The sequence below is a fragment of the Lachnospira pectinoschiza genome, assembly GCF_020564355.1.
In the GTDB taxonomy this organism is placed as follows: Bacteria; Bacillota; Clostridia; order Lachnospirales; family Lachnospiraceae; genus Lachnospira; species Lachnospira intestinalis.
Genome location: NZ_JAJCRR010000003.1, coordinates 238,171 through 252,951 on the forward strand (window position 1 = coordinate 238,171; position 14,781 = coordinate 252,951).

At 43.4% G+C, this 14,781-nt stretch carries 15 protein-coding genes and 1 pseudogene; 14 read left to right on the plus strand and 2 right to left on the minus strand.

Annotated features, from left to right (window positions below):
• Nucleotides 1-59: 59 nt before the first annotated feature.
• The 14 genes and pseudogenes from ispE (at nucleotide 60) to LI288_RS07230 (ending at nucleotide 12,917) form a co-directional block, all read left to right on the plus strand.
• Nucleotides 60-923: a 4-(cytidine 5'-diphospho)-2-C-methyl-D-erythritol kinase gene (ispE, locus tag LI288_RS07165; protein WP_227089947.1), complete on the plus strand. Its 864-nt coding sequence runs from the start codon at nucleotides 60-62 to the stop codon at nucleotides 921-923.
• 30 nt (nucleotides 924-953) lie between these two features.
• Nucleotides 954-1,622, plus strand: coding sequence for a GntR family transcriptional regulator (locus tag LI288_RS07170; RefSeq protein WP_022431785.1), 669 nt, complete (start codon nucleotides 954-956; stop codon nucleotides 1,620-1,622).
• Nucleotides 1,623-1,833: 211 nt separating this feature from the next.
• Complete coding sequence (spoIIR, locus tag LI288_RS07175) at nucleotides 1,834-2,493, plus strand: stage II sporulation protein R (protein WP_022431786.1); 660 nt, start codon at nucleotides 1,834-1,836, stop codon at nucleotides 2,491-2,493.
• Nucleotides 2,494-2,605: 112 nt separating this feature from the next.
• Complete coding sequence (gene murI / locus LI288_RS07180; RefSeq protein WP_227090122.1) at nucleotides 2,606-3,424, plus strand: glutamate racemase; 819 nt, start codon at nucleotides 2,606-2,608, stop codon at nucleotides 3,422-3,424.
• 8 nt (nucleotides 3,425-3,432) lie between these two features.
• On the plus strand, nucleotides 3,433-3,900 hold the full coding sequence (locus LI288_RS07185; protein WP_022431788.1) for a DUF1934 domain-containing protein: 468 nt from the start codon (nucleotides 3,433-3,435) through the stop codon (nucleotides 3,898-3,900).
• Nucleotides 3,901-3,922: 22 nt separating this feature from the next.
• Nucleotides 3,923-5,254, plus strand: a complete 1,332-nt coding sequence (locus LI288_RS07190; protein ID WP_022431789.1) for an MATE family efflux transporter — start codon at nucleotides 3,923-3,925, stop codon at nucleotides 5,252-5,254.
• A gap of 100 nt (nucleotides 5,255-5,354) precedes the next feature.
• Nucleotides 5,355-7,097, plus strand: a complete 1,743-nt coding sequence (locus tag LI288_RS07195; protein ID WP_227089948.1) for a methyl-accepting chemotaxis protein — start codon at nucleotides 5,355-5,357, stop codon at nucleotides 7,095-7,097.
• Nucleotides 7,098-7,202: 105 nt separating this feature from the next.
• The gene (locus LI288_RS07200; RefSeq protein WP_022431791.1) at nucleotides 7,203-7,454 is read left to right on the plus strand and encodes a hypothetical protein; all 252 of its coding nucleotides are present in this window, start codon (nucleotides 7,203-7,205) and stop codon (nucleotides 7,452-7,454) included.
• A gap of 267 nt (nucleotides 7,455-7,721) precedes the next feature.
• Nucleotides 7,722-8,348 (plus strand): annotated as a pseudogene (locus LI288_RS14590) (amino acid ABC transporter substrate-binding protein); the annotation flags it as partial.
• 156 nt (nucleotides 8,349-8,504) lie between these two features.
• Nucleotides 8,505-9,149, plus strand: coding sequence for an amino acid ABC transporter permease (locus LI288_RS14595; RefSeq protein WP_264473948.1), 645 nt, complete (start codon nucleotides 8,505-8,507; stop codon nucleotides 9,147-9,149).
• Nucleotides 9,150-9,222: 73 nt separating this feature from the next.
• Nucleotides 9,223-9,981 (plus strand): amino acid ABC transporter ATP-binding protein, encoded by a 759-nt coding sequence (locus LI288_RS07215; protein ID WP_227089949.1) that lies wholly within the window; start codon nucleotides 9,223-9,225, stop codon nucleotides 9,979-9,981.
• 17 nt (nucleotides 9,982-9,998) lie between these two features.
• On the plus strand, nucleotides 9,999-10,841 hold the full coding sequence (locus LI288_RS07220) for a M15 family metallopeptidase (RefSeq protein ID WP_227089950.1): 843 nt from the start codon (nucleotides 9,999-10,001) through the stop codon (nucleotides 10,839-10,841).
• A gap of 106 nt (nucleotides 10,842-10,947) precedes the next feature.
• Entirely contained in the window at nucleotides 10,948-11,931 is a 984-nt protein-coding gene (locus LI288_RS07225) for a D-isomer specific 2-hydroxyacid dehydrogenase family protein (protein ID WP_022431795.1), read from the plus strand.
• Between the two features lie 113 nt (nucleotides 11,932-12,044).
• Nucleotides 12,045-12,917, plus strand: a complete 873-nt coding sequence (locus LI288_RS07230) for a phosphoribosylaminoimidazolesuccinocarboxamide synthase (RefSeq protein ID WP_227089951.1) — start codon at nucleotides 12,045-12,047, stop codon at nucleotides 12,915-12,917.
• 232 nt (nucleotides 12,918-13,149) lie between these two features.
• Here LI288_RS07230 and rfbC read toward each other — a convergent pair whose 3' ends face one another.
• Nucleotides 13,150-13,761: a dTDP-4-dehydrorhamnose 3,5-epimerase gene (gene rfbC / locus LI288_RS07235; protein ID WP_022431797.1), complete on the minus strand. Its 612-nt coding sequence runs from the start codon at nucleotides 13,759-13,761 to the stop codon at nucleotides 13,150-13,152.
• A 134-nt stretch (nucleotides 13,762-13,895) separates the two neighbouring features.
• Complete coding sequence (gene rfbD / locus LI288_RS07240) at nucleotides 13,896-14,780, minus strand: dTDP-4-dehydrorhamnose reductase (protein ID WP_227089952.1); 885 nt, start codon at nucleotides 14,778-14,780, stop codon at nucleotides 13,896-13,898.
• Between the last annotated feature and the right edge of the window lies 1 nt (nucleotide 14,781).

Sequence of the window (14,781 nt, forward strand, 5' to 3'; positions counted from 1 at the left end):
GTTGATTTTATATAATAAAACTGTGTATACAACATACAAGAAACAATTTGGAGAAAATCATGGATAGTATTAGATTGAAGGCAAGAGCAAAGATTAACTTAGGGCTGGATGTTTTGGGAAAACGCGAAGACGGTTATCATGAAGTGCGCATGGTCATGCAGACGATTGGCATTTACGACAGGCTGATTCTGACAAAGATTCCCGAAGAGGAAATCCGTATCACGTCCAATCTTGCATTTTTGCCGGTCAACGAAAATAACTTGATTTATAAAGCAATCAAATTATTAAAAGATGAATACCACTTTCCGGGTGGCGTTTCCGTGGATTTGAATAAGTTTATTCCGGTTGCGGCAGGCATGGCGGGCGGCAGTACGGATGCGGCATCGACGATGTTTGGTGTGAACAGGCTGTTTGGACTGAATCTTTCTATGGGAAAGATGATGGAACTGGGGGTGCGCCTGGGTGCAGATGTTCCGTATTGTGTCATGAGGGGAACGGCACTGGCAGAAGGCATCGGAGAAAAGCTTACACGAATCACACCTGTACCGCATATGTGGATTTTAATTGCAAAACCGCAGATTAATGTATCCACCAGGCTGGTTTATGAACAGCTTGATATGGGCGGCATACAAAAGCACCCTGATATTGACGGAATTATCCGGGCAATTGAAGCACAGGACGTTGTGCGGATTGCGCAGTCTATGGGCAATGTCCTTGAAAATGTAACTGTGCCGTTATATCCGGTGATTGAAACAATTAAGCAGGATATGCTCTCCCACGGGGCAATTAACGCAATGATGAGCGGAAGCGGACCGACTGTATTTGGTATTTTCCCGGATGAGCAGACCACGCTTGCGTGCCAGGCATTTTTAAAGAAAAAAGGCGATGCCAGACAGGTATATATTACAGAGAATTTTAATTAATGATTATATAAAGAACGGAGGATCAGACAGATGAAAGGCGAATTAAAGATGGATGTCAACGATTATCTTCCTTTAAGAGATGTTGTCTTTAATACATTAAGACAGGCAATTTTACGAGGTGAAATGGAGCCGGGAGAACGTCTTATGGAAATTCAGCTGGCACAAAAGCTGGGGGTCAGCAGAACACCGATCCGTGAAGCCATCCGTAAGCTTGAACTGGAAGGACTGGTTATCATGATTCCGCGAAAGGGTGCCGAGGTTGCCCACATCACGGAAAAGGATATGAAGGATGTACTGGAAGTGCGCTCTACATTAGAGGAACTGGTTGTAGAGCTTGCCATTAAAAATGTAACCGATGAAAAGATTGAAGAATTAAAGTGTGCCAATAAGGTTTTTGAATCTGCAATCGTATCAAAGGATGCCGTGAATATTGTAGAAGCGGATGTGAAGTTCCATGATATTTTGTATTCCATGACAAACAATGCACGCCTCATACAGATTATCAACAATCTGCGGGAACAGATGTACCGTTACCGTCTGGAATATGTAAAAGATGCGAGAACACATTCTATTATTATCAGTGAACATAATGATATTATCAAGCAGATCCGTGATAAGAATGTACCGGTTGCAAAGACCGTGATTCATCAGCATATCAGCAATCAGGAAAAGGGAATCAGCAGGCTGCTGAATCATTAAAAATTAAAAATAAATGTATAGTCTGTGTTTTTACGGTAATACTCCATTTAGAACGAAAACGCCGGAATAAAAGATTTTCACACGTCAAATGTAACCTGACGTTGGCAGCTTTGTGCCGCAGGCGCCACAAAGCTGCGCTTATCGCAGAACTTAAATAAATTCAGTTCGCGGTTTCTTCGGCATTAAAGTGCTTGTGGAATGGGGGAGTATTATGAGAAAGAAAAAACGCAGACTATCTGTATTTATAATGGTGATTTTAATTTTAACGGTTGGAATGGCAGGAATACGCACGGCAGAAGGATATGCGGCATGGCAGCAGGACAGTGCGGGCATTGCACAGGGGATTGCTACAGAGATTATCAGGTTTCATGTGCGGGCAAACAGTGATTCGGAAGCAGACCAGCAGTTAAAGCTTCAGGTGAAAGACCGTGTCGTTACATATATGGAGCCGTTGTTAAGGGAATCACAGGATATTGAACAGTCCAGACAGATTTTAGAGGAACAGACGGAAAATATCCGTACCCTTGCGTTAGATACCCTGCGGGAAGCGGGTAGTGATTATGATGTGGCAGTTTATTTTGAAAATAGTTATTTTCCGATGAAGTCATACGGCGATGTGACATTTCCGCCCGGAGAATACGAGGCATTCCGTATTGACATTGGAGCTCACGACGGAAAAAACTGGTGGTGCGTGTTATACCCGCCGCTCTGCTTTGTGGATACGTCTTACGGCGTGCTTCCGGATACCTCAAAAGATACTTTAAAGAATATTTTGACAGAAGATGAATATAATGCTATAACTAATACCCGGGTTGAGTACCGGTGTAAGTATTTAACCTTTTTAAACCGCCTGTTTGCGGAGAAAAAGTGAAAGCGTGCATATGGTTTTACGGCTGTGAGGCGGATTATTTGAAATGATGAATGAAAAGTATAATAAAGATAGAGAAAAGCCGCTCTGTGCGGCAGAATGGAGAAGAAATCCTATGGGAAGACAGGAGCCAATCGGCGTATTTGACTCAGGAGTAGGCGGACTTACCGTGGCGCGGGAAATCATGCGTCAGATTCCGAATGAACGGATTGTATATTTCGGCGATACGGCAAGAGTTCCTTACGGCAGTAAATCAAAAGAAACCGTGACAAAGTATTCCAGACAGATTATACGGTTTTTGCAGACAGAAAATGTAAAAGCAATTGTCATTGCGTGTAATACAGCCAGTGCATTTGCGCTGGATACCATGCAGAAGGAGTTTGACCTACCGATTATCGGGGTGGTAAAGCCGGGGGCAAAAATGGCGGCACAGACCACAAAAAACGGTAAAGTCGGTCTGATTGGGACGGAAGGCACAATCCGCAGCGGCGTTTATGCGGAATTTATCAAATCCTTTAAACCGGATGTAGAAGTTATCGGAAAAGCATGTCCGCTGTTTGTACCGCTGGTTGAGGAAGGCATGTGGCATGATACAATTACGGATCAGATGGCACAGCGGTACCTGGAAGGCTTAAAACAGCAGGATATTGACACGCTGATTATGGGCTGCACCCATTATCCGTTGTTACGTTCCACGATTCAGAAGACGATGGGTGAGCATGTCAATCTGGTTAATCCGGCATATGAAACGGCGATTGAATTAAAAAATGTGTTAGAACGGGAAAGCCTTGCCAATATTTGTGAGGTAGACAGTCCGTCTTCAATGTATCGTTTTTATGTCAGTGATGCAGCAGACAAGTTTAAGGCATTTGCCAATGCAATTCTGCCGTTTGACATTACCATGACACAGCAGATTAACATCGAACAGTATTAGGAGAAACCATGAAAGAAAAAGTATATATCAATATCAAGGGACTGCAGCTTGCTGCGCAGAATGTACCGCGCGATTATGAAGAGGATGAGGATGACCCGGTTGAAGTGATTAATGTCGGTCGTTACCGGATTATCAATGGCAAAGAATACATAAAATACGACGAGGTCTTAGAAGGAACGACAAAAAAATGTACAAGTACCATTAAAATTGCGGGAAATTCGGTTGAGGTTACAAAAAAAGGTCCTGTAACCGCACACCTGTCTTTTGTGCCGGGCGAAAAAACGATGACCTTTTACGAAACACCGTATGGTAATATCTACCTTGGCATTTTTTCGAGAAGCGTTGATATGCAGCGCACAGAGGATAAGCTGACAATCAGTATTGATTATGCGCTGGAGTTAAATTACGAACAGGTATCAGACTGTAAGGTAGATATTGAAATCAGTTCCAAAGGAAAATTTTCGCTGCTTTCATAGCGTTTTGCGGGAGGAGTTACAAATGTTATTCAGTAAAAAAGATTTACAAAAGCTCATCATTCCACTGATGTTTGAACAGCTGCTTGCAGTCAGTGTCGGCATGGTGGATACATTAATGGTCAGCCAGGCAGGAGAAGCTGCGATTTCAGGCGTGGCACTGGTGGATAATATTAACAGACTGATTATTCAGGTCATGGCAGCACTGGCAACAGGTGGTGCTGTTGTATGCAGTCAGTTTGTCGGAAAAGGAAAAGAAGAAGGCGCGAAGAAATCGGGCGCACAGTTAGAAACTGTGCTGCTCGTTTTTTCTGTCTGTATGACACTGCTTTCTTTAATCGGAACGAGAGGGCTGCTGCATGCGGTATTCGGAAATGTGTCAGAAGATGTTATGGACAGTGCAGTGCTTTATTTTACGGTAACATCGCTGTCGTTCCCGTTTTTAGGCATTTACAATGCGGGGGCTGCGATATTTAGAAGCATCGGCAACAGTAAAATCAGCATGCAGATCAGTCTGCTGATGAATGTGATTAATATTGTGGGAAATGCCATATTTGTATTTGGTTTCCACTGGGCGGTATTTGGTGTGGCACTGGCAACGCTGCTTAGCCGGATCGTGGCAGGCATAGTGATTACTCTGCTTGTCTGCGGAAAGACCAATCCAATCCGCATTGACAAATGGTCGGAATTAAAGCCGGACGGCAGTATTATTAAGAAAATTCTTGCAATCGGTATTCCAAGCGGCGTCGAAAACGGAATGTTCCAGATTGGAAAGCTTGCTGTAACCAGTATGGTTGCAACGTTTGGCACGGCATCAATTGCCGCCAATTCCGTAGGCTATACGGTGATTGATTTTGCCAATATTCCGGGAAATGCAATGGGACTGGCACTGATTACGGTTGTCGGACAGTGTATTGGTGCCGGTGAAAAAAAGCAGGCAAAGCAGTATACGAAAAAGCTCGTCGGACTGGCATATCTGGGTGACTGGATATGCAATATTGCGTTGTTTTTACTGGCGGGAACGATTGCAAAGTGTTTTCACTTATCACCGGAAGCCGTGCGGATTGCTGAGCAGATATTACACTGCTTTGCCGTTACATCCCTGTTTATCTGGCCGCTGTCCTTTACCCTGTCAAATGCGCTGAGAGCAGCGGGAGATGCAACCTTTACCATGATTGTAAGCATCGCTTCAATGTGGATATTCCGTGTCGGCAGTTCGTATTTCTTTGGCATCGTGCTGCAGATGGGTGTACTTGGTATATGGATTGGCATGTTTGTAGACTGGGGTGCAAGATCAGCACTGTTTGGCTGGCGGTTTTTAAGCGGAAAATGGCTTCAGAGGAAAGCATTGGCATAGGAAAATAGTCCGAAAAAAAGCTTCTGTTACTTGTTTTTTAATCCAGATTGTAATAAAATATAAATATTAATAGTCAGGATAAACGAAGGAGGACTTTGAGATGGACGACAAGGTATTGGAGAAGAAAAAGGGACTGAATCTGATGACAAAGATTCTTATTACGGCATTAATACCGCTGATTTTGATTGTAGTGCTTGCAGGTGTGTCAATTCATTCGGTCGGTTCAGTGGTTGCAAAAAAACTGGTCATGCATGAAATGCAGACAGCATCCTATGCATTGGAGATGACATTCGACAGCTTAGGCAGTGGTGATTACCACAGTGATGGTACAAATCTTTATAAGGGGAACTATAATCTGAACTCAAATAATCAGACAATTGACGATTTTAAAAAGAAGACCAATGTGGATGTAACCGTATTTTGGAAGAAGACACGTATGGTAACAAGCACTATTGACAAAGATGGGAAGCGTGTTACAGGGACTGCCATTCCGGACAGTGTTTATGATAAAGTAATGCAGGATGGAAAGTATTTCTCCGATAATGTGGATATTGAAGGTACAGAGTATTACGGTTATTATGAGGCTTTAAAAAATGCAGATGGCAGCAGTCAGGCAATTATTTTTACAGGAATGCCTTCAAGTGATGTAAAAGCAATTTATAAAAAACGTCTGGTTAACACAACGGTATTTATGATTATAATTACGCTGATGGCCTGTGCACTGCTTGCTGTGGTTATAACATTTATCGTGAAAGTAATTACAAAGGTAATCGGACATCTGGATGAAGTGGCAGATGGGGAAATGGATTTTAAAATCAGTGAAAAGCTTTTACAAAGAAGTGATGAAATTGGTAATATTGCGCGTTCAGTCCATACCCTGATAGGAGGGCTGGCTTCTATTGTTGTAAATATCCATCACTCAACAGGAGAACTGGCTGAATTTAAAGATGATTTTCAGAAAAAATTTGAAACGATTAATAATTCTATTTCAAATGTAAATGTGGCTGTGGATGAAATTGCAAATGGAGCGACAAGCCAGGCGGATGAAACGCAGAAAGTAAGCAGCCAGATTAATGATATGGGTGATGCCATTACAAAGACCTCCCAGAATGTCGATTCACTGACACAGAGTACTGAACAGATGAAGGAACATAATGAACAGCTGGATACAACCATTCAGGAACTGATGGCAATCAGTGACAGAAATAAAGAATCTTTAGATGCAGTTTATAACCAGACCAATGAAACCAATCAGTCTGTTATGCATATTGGTAATGCCGTAGATATGATTACGGATATTGCAGGTCAGACTAATCTGCTTTCATTAAATGCGAGCATTGAAGCCGCAAGAGCAGGTGAATACGGAAAAGGCTTTGCCGTTGTTGCAGACCAGATCAGACAGTTAGCAGACCAGTCTGCCAATACTGCAAAAGAAATCGGTGAGATTGTTGCAGAATTGATTGAAAATTCCAATACCAGTGTGGAAACCATGGGGGTTGTCCGACAGGAAATGACCGGACAGTATGAAAAGTTAAATACTACAAAAGACATATTTGAGCATTTGAATGAAGAGGTAAACAATGTAGTAACAGCCATTGAAAGTATTTCTACGGAAGTGGAATCCTTAGATAGATTAAAGGGAGAGGTACTCGGCAGTGCAGAAAGTCTGGCAGCGATTGCCCAGGAAAATGCGGCAAGCACCGAAGAAACATCTGCATCTATGGTGGAACTCGGTGAAATTGTCAACGACTGTAACACAAAGACCAAGCAGCTGGTTGACATTGCAGACAGCATGGAAGAAAACGTACATAAATTCCATGTCGCAAGCATCATCAAAGGTTAGCTGATGTTTTATAATACCGTGAGGAAATGACGATTAGAAAATGTTGGATTTTTTGTGAAGAGTGTGCTATGATAGCCAAAGAAATGGAAGGAATGGTGATAGGGCATGAGTGAGTTTAGTACCGCTGAGATTCATACCAATGAACGTCTGCTTCGTTCAGATGTGACGTTGGAAGAATGCAAAAAAATAGAAAAAGTGTTGCGCAAGAATAATATTTCTTATTTTGAAAAGTGGAAATTTCACACAGGGCTGTTTCATGTAATCAGCAGCCGTAAAAATTCCAAGTGTGATATATACATTCATTCAGATTCCATCGAAAGGGCAAAGCAGGCACTGGGAATCCAGACAACAAAGTAGTTTGTAGTACAATGATGTGCGGCAGTTTTGAAAGAGGATAACCTTTTAAAAACTGCCGCATTTTGATTATTGGAAAAGAATTCCGTAAGGTAAAATGCGGTACAAGAGCCGATTTAGCAGCCGGGCATGCCTGCTGTGAAGATAAAGACAAAAAGGGATTGGAGAAACAAAATGAAAAGGCAGATTTTAAAAGCACTTACAGTATTGCTGATAATATCGGCATTGACAGGCGGCATGGCAGCCTGTGGCAAAAAGGAAAAAGCGCAGATGTCAGACGGAACCTTTACGGTTGGCTTTGATGCGGAATTTCCGCCGTATGGTTACAAAGATGAAAGCGGCGAATATGTCGGTTTTGACTTGGACCTTGCACAGGAAGTCTGTAATCGCAATGGCTGGACACTTGTAAAGCAGCCGATTGACTGGGATTCAAAGGACATGGAATTAAATTCGGGAACCATCAGCTGTATCTGGAACGGATTTACGATGGACGGCAGGGAAGATGAATATACATGGTCTTCTGCCTATGTGGATAATTCACAGGTGGTTGTTGTAAGAGCCGACTCCGGCATTACAAAGCTTTCCGACCTTGCGGGAAAAGTTGTTGTTGTACAGGCGGATTCCTCTGCATTGGCAGCATTTACGGGAGAAGATGCAGAAGAAGCAAACCGTGCGCTTGCGGCAAGCTTTCAGTCCTTACAGCAGGTGTCTGATTATAACAGTGCGTTTATGAATCTGGAATCCGGTTCAGTCGATGCGGTCTGCATGGATATCGGTGTTGCAAAGTACGAACTGGAAGCCCGAGGCAGCAAATATGTGATGTTAAATGAACACGTATCTTCCGAGCAGTATGGCATCGGTTTTAAAAAGGGCAATACCGAATTAAGAAATCAGGTACAGGAAGCGTTAAATGAAATGCTGGCAGATGGTACATTTAACGAAATCGCACAGAAGTGGAAGCTGGAAGAAAGCGTATGTCTGGGACAGAGCGGTGCAGATGAAGTGCTGCTTGCCGAAAACGGACAGACACAGAAGAAAAATTCTGTTGCACAGCTGGGAGAAATCATTGTGCAGTTAAAAAACGGCATGTTTGCCACACTTGGTATTTTTATTCTCACACTGGTGTTCTCACTGCCGCTCGGACTTGTGATTACATTTATCCGTATGAGTAAAGTAAAGCTTTTACAGTGGATTGCGAAGATTTATATTTCAATTATGCGTGGTACGCCGTTGATGCTGCAGCTTCTGGTTGTATTTTTCGGACCATATTACCTGTTTGGCATTTCACTGTCATACTCGTATCGTTTCTATGCAGTTATTATTGGTTTTGCATTAAATTATGCGGCATATTTTGCAGAAATTTACCGCGCCGGTATCGAAGCTGTTCCGGCAGGACAGTATGAAGCCGCCGAGGTGCTGGGATATTCAAAGACACAGACCTTTGTACGTATTATATTCCCGCAGATGGTAAAGCGGGTGATGCCGCCTGTAACCAATGAAGTGATTACCCTGGTAAAGGATACATCGCTTGCCTTTGCACTGGCATACACAGAAATGTTTACGCTCGCAAAACAGGTTGCGGCAACGAATGCAAGCATTATGCCGCTGTTTGTAGCCGGTGTATTTTACTACATTTTCAACTTCTTAGTTGCATGGATTATGGAACAGATTGAAAAGAGCATGCAGTATTACAGATAAATTATAGATAACGTATCTGCGGATTGCCAAAAAGGCAGGCGGCAGGAAGCGTCTGCGGAAATGAGGAATTAAGATGAAATTATTAGAGATGAAGCATGTCGGCAAAAGTTTTGGCGAGCTTGAAGTATTAAAAGATATATCAATGGAAGTGGAAGAAGGCGAGGTTGTAGCAATTATCGGACCATCCGGCTCCGGAAAATCAACTCTGCTTCGCTGTGCAACCCTGCTTGAAACAATGGATAAGGGTGTTTTGAAATACTGTGGGGAAGCGGCAACGGATAATGCGGAGAGAGAAGCCACCCATTACGTATCCAGACAACAGCTGGCACAGTTAAAGAATAATTTTGGACTGGTTTTCCAGAATTTTAATCTGTTCCCGCATTATTCGGTTTTAAAAAATGTGACGGATGCGCCGATACATGTGCAGAAGCGTGACAGGGATGAAGTCTATAAAGAGGCAAGGGAGCTGCTTAGAAAAGTAGGACTTGCAGAAAAAGAAAACAGCTATCCGGGACAGTTATCCGGTGGACAGCAGCAGCGTGTGGCGATTGCCAGAGCGCTTGCCATGAATCCGAAAATGCTCTTTTTTGATGAGCCGACTTCGGCACTGGATCCGGAAATTACAGCCGGTATCTTAAAGGTACTGCGTGAGCTGGCACAGGAAAAAATGACGATGGTGATTGTAACGCATGAAATCGCATTTGCAAGGAAAGTGGCAGACCGTGTTATTTTTATGGACAGCGGTGTGATTGTCGAGCAGGGAAAGCCGGAAGATGTCATTGATAATCCGGATAATGAAAGAACAAAAGCATTTTTACAGAAGCTATCCTAATATGAATCGGAGGAATTATGGGTACAAAACCGGTAAGAATAGATAACAGAAAACGTGAAAAGGCACGCAGGCGCAGACAGACTGCCGCGGCGCGGGCGGCAGTGCTTGCAGCAGCGCTTGTGCTTGTGGCAGTGCTTGTAGTGGCTGGCATTATAAGACATCATAAAAAGACACAGACGGTGCAGAATGATACTTCTGCACAGACGGTATCACAGACAGAAAACGGTACAGATACTGTGCAGGGCCAGCAGACATCTCAGACAGAAGCAGCCGGAGAAACACTTGCAGGCACACAGGTACAGAGTGTGACGGCAAAGGGCTATGCCATTCAGGTGGTAGACGGTGTGACGTATATCGGCGGCGTGATGATTGCCAATAAGTCTTATTCCCTGCCGGAAAGCTATGCACCGGGTGATTTGCTGCCGGAAGTCAAAGAAGCCTTTGCAGTCATGCAGAAAGCCGCTGCCGCACAGGGCTTAAATATTTACATTTCTTCAGGTTACCGCTCATACAGCCGTCAGCAGACACTGTATAACAATTATGTAAAGAGTGATGGAAAGGCACTGGCAGATACGTATTCGTCAAGACCGGGATATTCGGAACACCAGACGGGACTCTGCTTTGATTTAAATACGATTGATGATTCCTTTGGTAATACGAAGGAAAGTGCATGGCTGGAACAGCATGCACAGGAGTACGGATTTATTATCCGTTTTCCAAAGGGAAAAGATGCACAGACCGGCTATCAGTATGAGCCGTGGCACCTGCGTTACTTAGGCATTGACATGGCAACAAAGGTGTATAACAGTGGACTTTCACTGGAAGAATATTTAGGAATTACGTCAGAGTATGCCGACTAGTGTGAAAAATCCATAAATGAAAGATTTTTCACACAGCAATTTGTTTCCGAGTGAAAACAAATTGCCTAATGGCAGATGAGAAATCGCTCAGAATAGGAGTAGTATAATGAAGCTTTTTGTATACAGTATGAGAGAATATGATGAACTGGCCTTTTTTGAGAAGTTCTGTGGGGAATACGGTGTGGAATTCGGGTATACGACACAGACACCGTGCCTTGAAAATGTAGAGCTTGCAAAGGGCTATGATGTTGTGGATATTATCACGACAATTATGGATAAGCCGATGATTGATGCGTTTCATGCGGCGGGAATCCGCTGTATTTCATCAAGAACGATTGGGTATGACCATATAGATACGGAATATGCCCATACGCTTGGCATGGGTGTGACTCATGTAACTTACAATCCGGCGAGTGTGGCGGATTATACCATTATGTTAATGCTGATGGGGTGCCGTAAGGCAAAGCACATTATGGAACGTGCCGCGATTCAGGATTATACGCTCAAAGGAAAAATCGGCAGGGAGTTCAGCGACTGTACGGTTGGTGTAATTGGTACGGGACGCATCGGAAAAACGGTGATTGACCATCTTGGCGGTTTTGGCTGTAAAATGCTTGCTTATGATATTTACGAGCAGGAAGCAGTAAGGGAAAAGGCAGAATACGTAAGCCTTGACAGACTGATTCGGGAAAGTGATATTATTACACTGCACGCACCGGCAACAGATGATAATTATCACATGATTGATACGCAGGCAATTCAGAAAATGAAGGACGGTGTCATTATAATCAATTGTGCGAGAGGTGCGCTGATTGACACGGATGCTTTAATTGAAGGCATTGAAAATGGAAAAGTTGGTTTTGCGGGGTTAGATGTTGTGGAACATGAGAGCGGACTGTATTATTTTAACCGTATGGGTGAACCGCTTGGCAATCCAAAGCTAGCAATCCTGCGTTCCTATTCCAATGTCGTTGTAACACCGCATACCGCATTTTACACGGATGAAGCCGTATCCAATATGGCAGAAAATTCGATTATCGGAGCAATGAAATTTATCAGCGGGGAACACAGCAGTTTTGAAGTCAGGTGATGGCAGATGAGAAATTGCCTGCGCTTGGCATATTTTCATAAAATACGGCTTGAGTACCGGTGTCGAATATTGTATACTAAAGTAAATTGTAAAAAATGGAGGATATAAAGAAAATGCAGGAATTTAAACCATTCAAAGAAGGAAAAGTAAGAGAAGTTTACGATATCGGAGAGAATCTTATTCTTGTGGCAACAGACAGAATATCAGCATTCGACCACATTTTAAAGAATAAGATTACAGATAAGGGTGCAATCTTAACACAGATGTCAAAGTTCTGGTTTGATTACACAAAGGATATTGTAAAGAATCATATGGTTTCTGTAGATGTAAAAGATATGCCGGAATTTTTCCAGTCAGAAAAATACGACGGAAACAGCATGCTGTGCAAGAAGCTGGAAATGCTCCCGATTGAATGTATCGTGCGTGGATACATTACAGGCAGTGGCTGGGAAAGCTACAAGAAGAACGGTACTGTTTGTGGCATCAGCCTTCCGGAAGGTTTAAAGGAATCAGAAAAACTGCCTGAACCGATTTATACTCCAAGTACAAAGGCTGAATTAGGCGACCATGATGAAAATATTTCTTTCGAGCAGAGCGTAGAAGTGTTAGAAAAGCTTTATTCGGGCAAGGGCAGAGATTATGCAACACAGATTAAGGACTGTACAATCAAGCTTTACAAGAAGTGCGCAGAATACGCATTAAGCAAGGGAATTATCATTGCAGATACAAAGTTTGAATTTGGTCTGGATGAGAACGGCAACGTTGTTATCGGTGATGAAATGCTCACACCGGACAGCTCAAGATTCTGGCCGTTAGAAGGATACGAAGCAGGAAAGTCACAGCCGTCATATGACAAGCAGTTCGTAAGAGACTGGTTAAAAGCAAATCCGGACAGCGACTACCTCCTCCCGGACGATGTAATCGATAAGACAATTGCAAAATATAAAGAAGCATTTGAATTATTAACAGGCAGAAAATTCGCTTAACTGTAAATGATGGAGCCAAGGCGTAAATAAAAGCAGGGAAGAACCCAAATAAGCCGAAGTCAAGTAACACGGTAAATTTTTGCCTATAATGTTCCGACTGCCACGCTCTCCCCTCATGGAGCCAAAGCGTAAATAAAAGCAGTGCAGTACCAAAATAAGCCGAAGTCAAGTAACACGTTGAGGCGTTTTTGGTACTGCACTGCTTTTCCATTCTACACTTTACGCGGAATCTTTACGCGAAATGAAACGTATCCTTCAATCCCTTCCACAGCTGATCCTTATCGCTGAGTAACAGCTTCGTGCCGTCATCAAGGCTGTAGCCGTCTCCGGACGGGGTGCCGTTATAGGAGCCGGTAAGCTTGGGCCATACAATTCCGATTTCCGGGTCATTCCATGCGAGACCGCCCTCGTCATTCGGGTGGTAGAAGTCCGTACATTTATAGCAGAATTCTGCGGTATCGCTTAATACTAAAAATCCGTGTGCAAAGCCTTCCGGGATATAAAACTGCTTTTTATTTTCTTCAGAAAGCTCTACACCGAACCACTTGCCGTATGTCTGGCTGTTTTCACGTAAATCCACGGCAACATCAAAAACGCAGCCTTTGATGACACGTACCAGTTTGCCCTGTGGGTACTGCTTCTGAAAATGTAAACCGCGTAGAACACCCTTTGAAGAAGCAGACTGGTTGTCCTGTACGAACTGCATTGTAAGTCCGGCTTCCTCCATATCCTTTTGATTGTAAGTTTCCATAAAATATCCGCGTGAATCGCCGTGAACGGTTGGTGTAATCACGCACAGGCCTTCAATTCCGCCTGCATTTTTTTCAACCTGAATCTGTCCCATATTATCTCCTTTTCTGAGCAACTTGTTGCGTAGATGCGATGAGAAATTCGCGCAGGCGATTTCTCATCTGCTATCATAACGATTTGTTTTTGTTCACACTTCTCCATTCCACGGGCATTTTCATGCCCTTGTTATTACAAAATTTCTTTCAAATATCGTTTTAGTGCATCCTGCCATGTCGGAAGCGGAGTAAATCCGTTTTCAACAAGCTTGTGCTTATCCAGACGGCTGTTAAACGGTCTTGCGGCTTTGGAAATGCCGTATTCCGCCGTGGTAACAGGAGCAACCGTTAAATGTCCGCTGTCATATTCACTGTGTCCTAAAGCCACAGCTTCGGCAAAAATAGCCGTCGCGAAGTCATACCAGCTGATAAAGCCGCCTTCGTTGGTTGCGTGGTAGTAACCGTATTTGTCGGTTTCGATCATATCGACAAGCAGGCGTGCCAAATCAAACGTATAAGTCGGTGTGCCAATCTGGTCATTGACAACCGTCAGTTTATCGTGGTTTGCGCCGACCTTTAACATCGTTTTGATAAAGTTATTGCCGTTTAGACCGAATACCCATGCAATACGGACGATAAAATACTTGGAAAGCAGACCGGAAACGGCGAGTTCCCCGTCTAATTTGCTCTGTCCGTACACATTTAACGGTGCATAGTCCTTACAGTCCGGTTTCCAGCTGTCAGTTCCCTGACCGTTAAATACATAGTCGGTTGAAATATACATGCAGGCAATATCCAGATGTTTACACATTTTAGCGATATTTTCCGTACCGACAGCGTTGACAAGATGGACTTTTTCCTGATTTTCGGCATCTTCTGCGGCATCGACAGCCGTCCATGCGGCACAGTGAATGACCGCTTCCGGAGAAACCGCTGTCAGTGTCTTTTCAACACTGGCAAAGTCCGTAATGTCCATTTCTTCAATATCAACGCCGACAGCAGTGTGTCCGCGTTTTTCAAGTTCATTTACAACGTCATGTCCGAGCTGTCCTTTGACACCGGTAACAAGCACTTTCATA

What these genes read in the sequence shown, in the direction of transcription:
- ispE (WP_227089947.1), top strand. Translation starts at nt 60, where the DNA reads ATGGATAGTATTAGATTGAAGGCAAGAGCAAAGATTAACTTAGGGCTG.
- rfbC (WP_022431797.1), bottom strand. Translation starts at nt 13,761, where the DNA reads ATGGGACAGATTCAGGTTGAAAAAAATGCAGGCGGAATTGAAGGCCTG.
- LI288_RS07230 (WP_227089951.1), top strand. Translation starts at nt 12,045, where the DNA reads ATGCAGGAATTTAAACCATTCAAAGAAGGAAAAGTAAGAGAAGTTTAC.
- LI288_RS07215 (WP_227089949.1), top strand. Translation starts at nt 9,223, where the DNA reads ATGAAATTATTAGAGATGAAGCATGTCGGCAAAAGTTTTGGCGAGCTT.
- LI288_RS07200 (WP_022431791.1), top strand. Translation starts at nt 7,203, where the DNA reads ATGAGTGAGTTTAGTACCGCTGAGATTCATACCAATGAACGTCTGCTT.
- murI (WP_227090122.1), top strand. Translation starts at nt 2,606, where the DNA reads ATGGGAAGACAGGAGCCAATCGGCGTATTTGACTCAGGAGTAGGCGGA.
- LI288_RS07225 (WP_022431795.1), top strand. Translation starts at nt 10,948, where the DNA reads ATGAAGCTTTTTGTATACAGTATGAGAGAATATGATGAACTGGCCTTT.
- LI288_RS07220 (WP_227089950.1), top strand. Translation starts at nt 9,999, where the DNA reads ATGGGTACAAAACCGGTAAGAATAGATAACAGAAAACGTGAAAAGGCA.
- LI288_RS07195 (WP_227089948.1), top strand. Translation starts at nt 5,355, where the DNA reads ATGGACGACAAGGTATTGGAGAAGAAAAAGGGACTGAATCTGATGACA.
- LI288_RS07170 (WP_022431785.1), top strand. Translation starts at nt 954, where the DNA reads ATGAAAGGCGAATTAAAGATGGATGTCAACGATTATCTTCCTTTAAGA.
- LI288_RS07190 (WP_022431789.1), top strand. Translation starts at nt 3,923, where the DNA reads ATGTTATTCAGTAAAAAAGATTTACAAAAGCTCATCATTCCACTGATG.
- rfbD (WP_227089952.1), bottom strand. Translation starts at nt 14,780, where the DNA reads ATGAAAGTGCTTGTTACCGGTGTCAAAGGACAGCTCGGACATGACGTT.
- LI288_RS07185 (WP_022431788.1), top strand. Translation starts at nt 3,433, where the DNA reads ATGAAAGAAAAAGTATATATCAATATCAAGGGACTGCAGCTTGCTGCG.
- spoIIR (WP_022431786.1), top strand. Translation starts at nt 1,834, where the DNA reads ATGAGAAAGAAAAAACGCAGACTATCTGTATTTATAATGGTGATTTTA.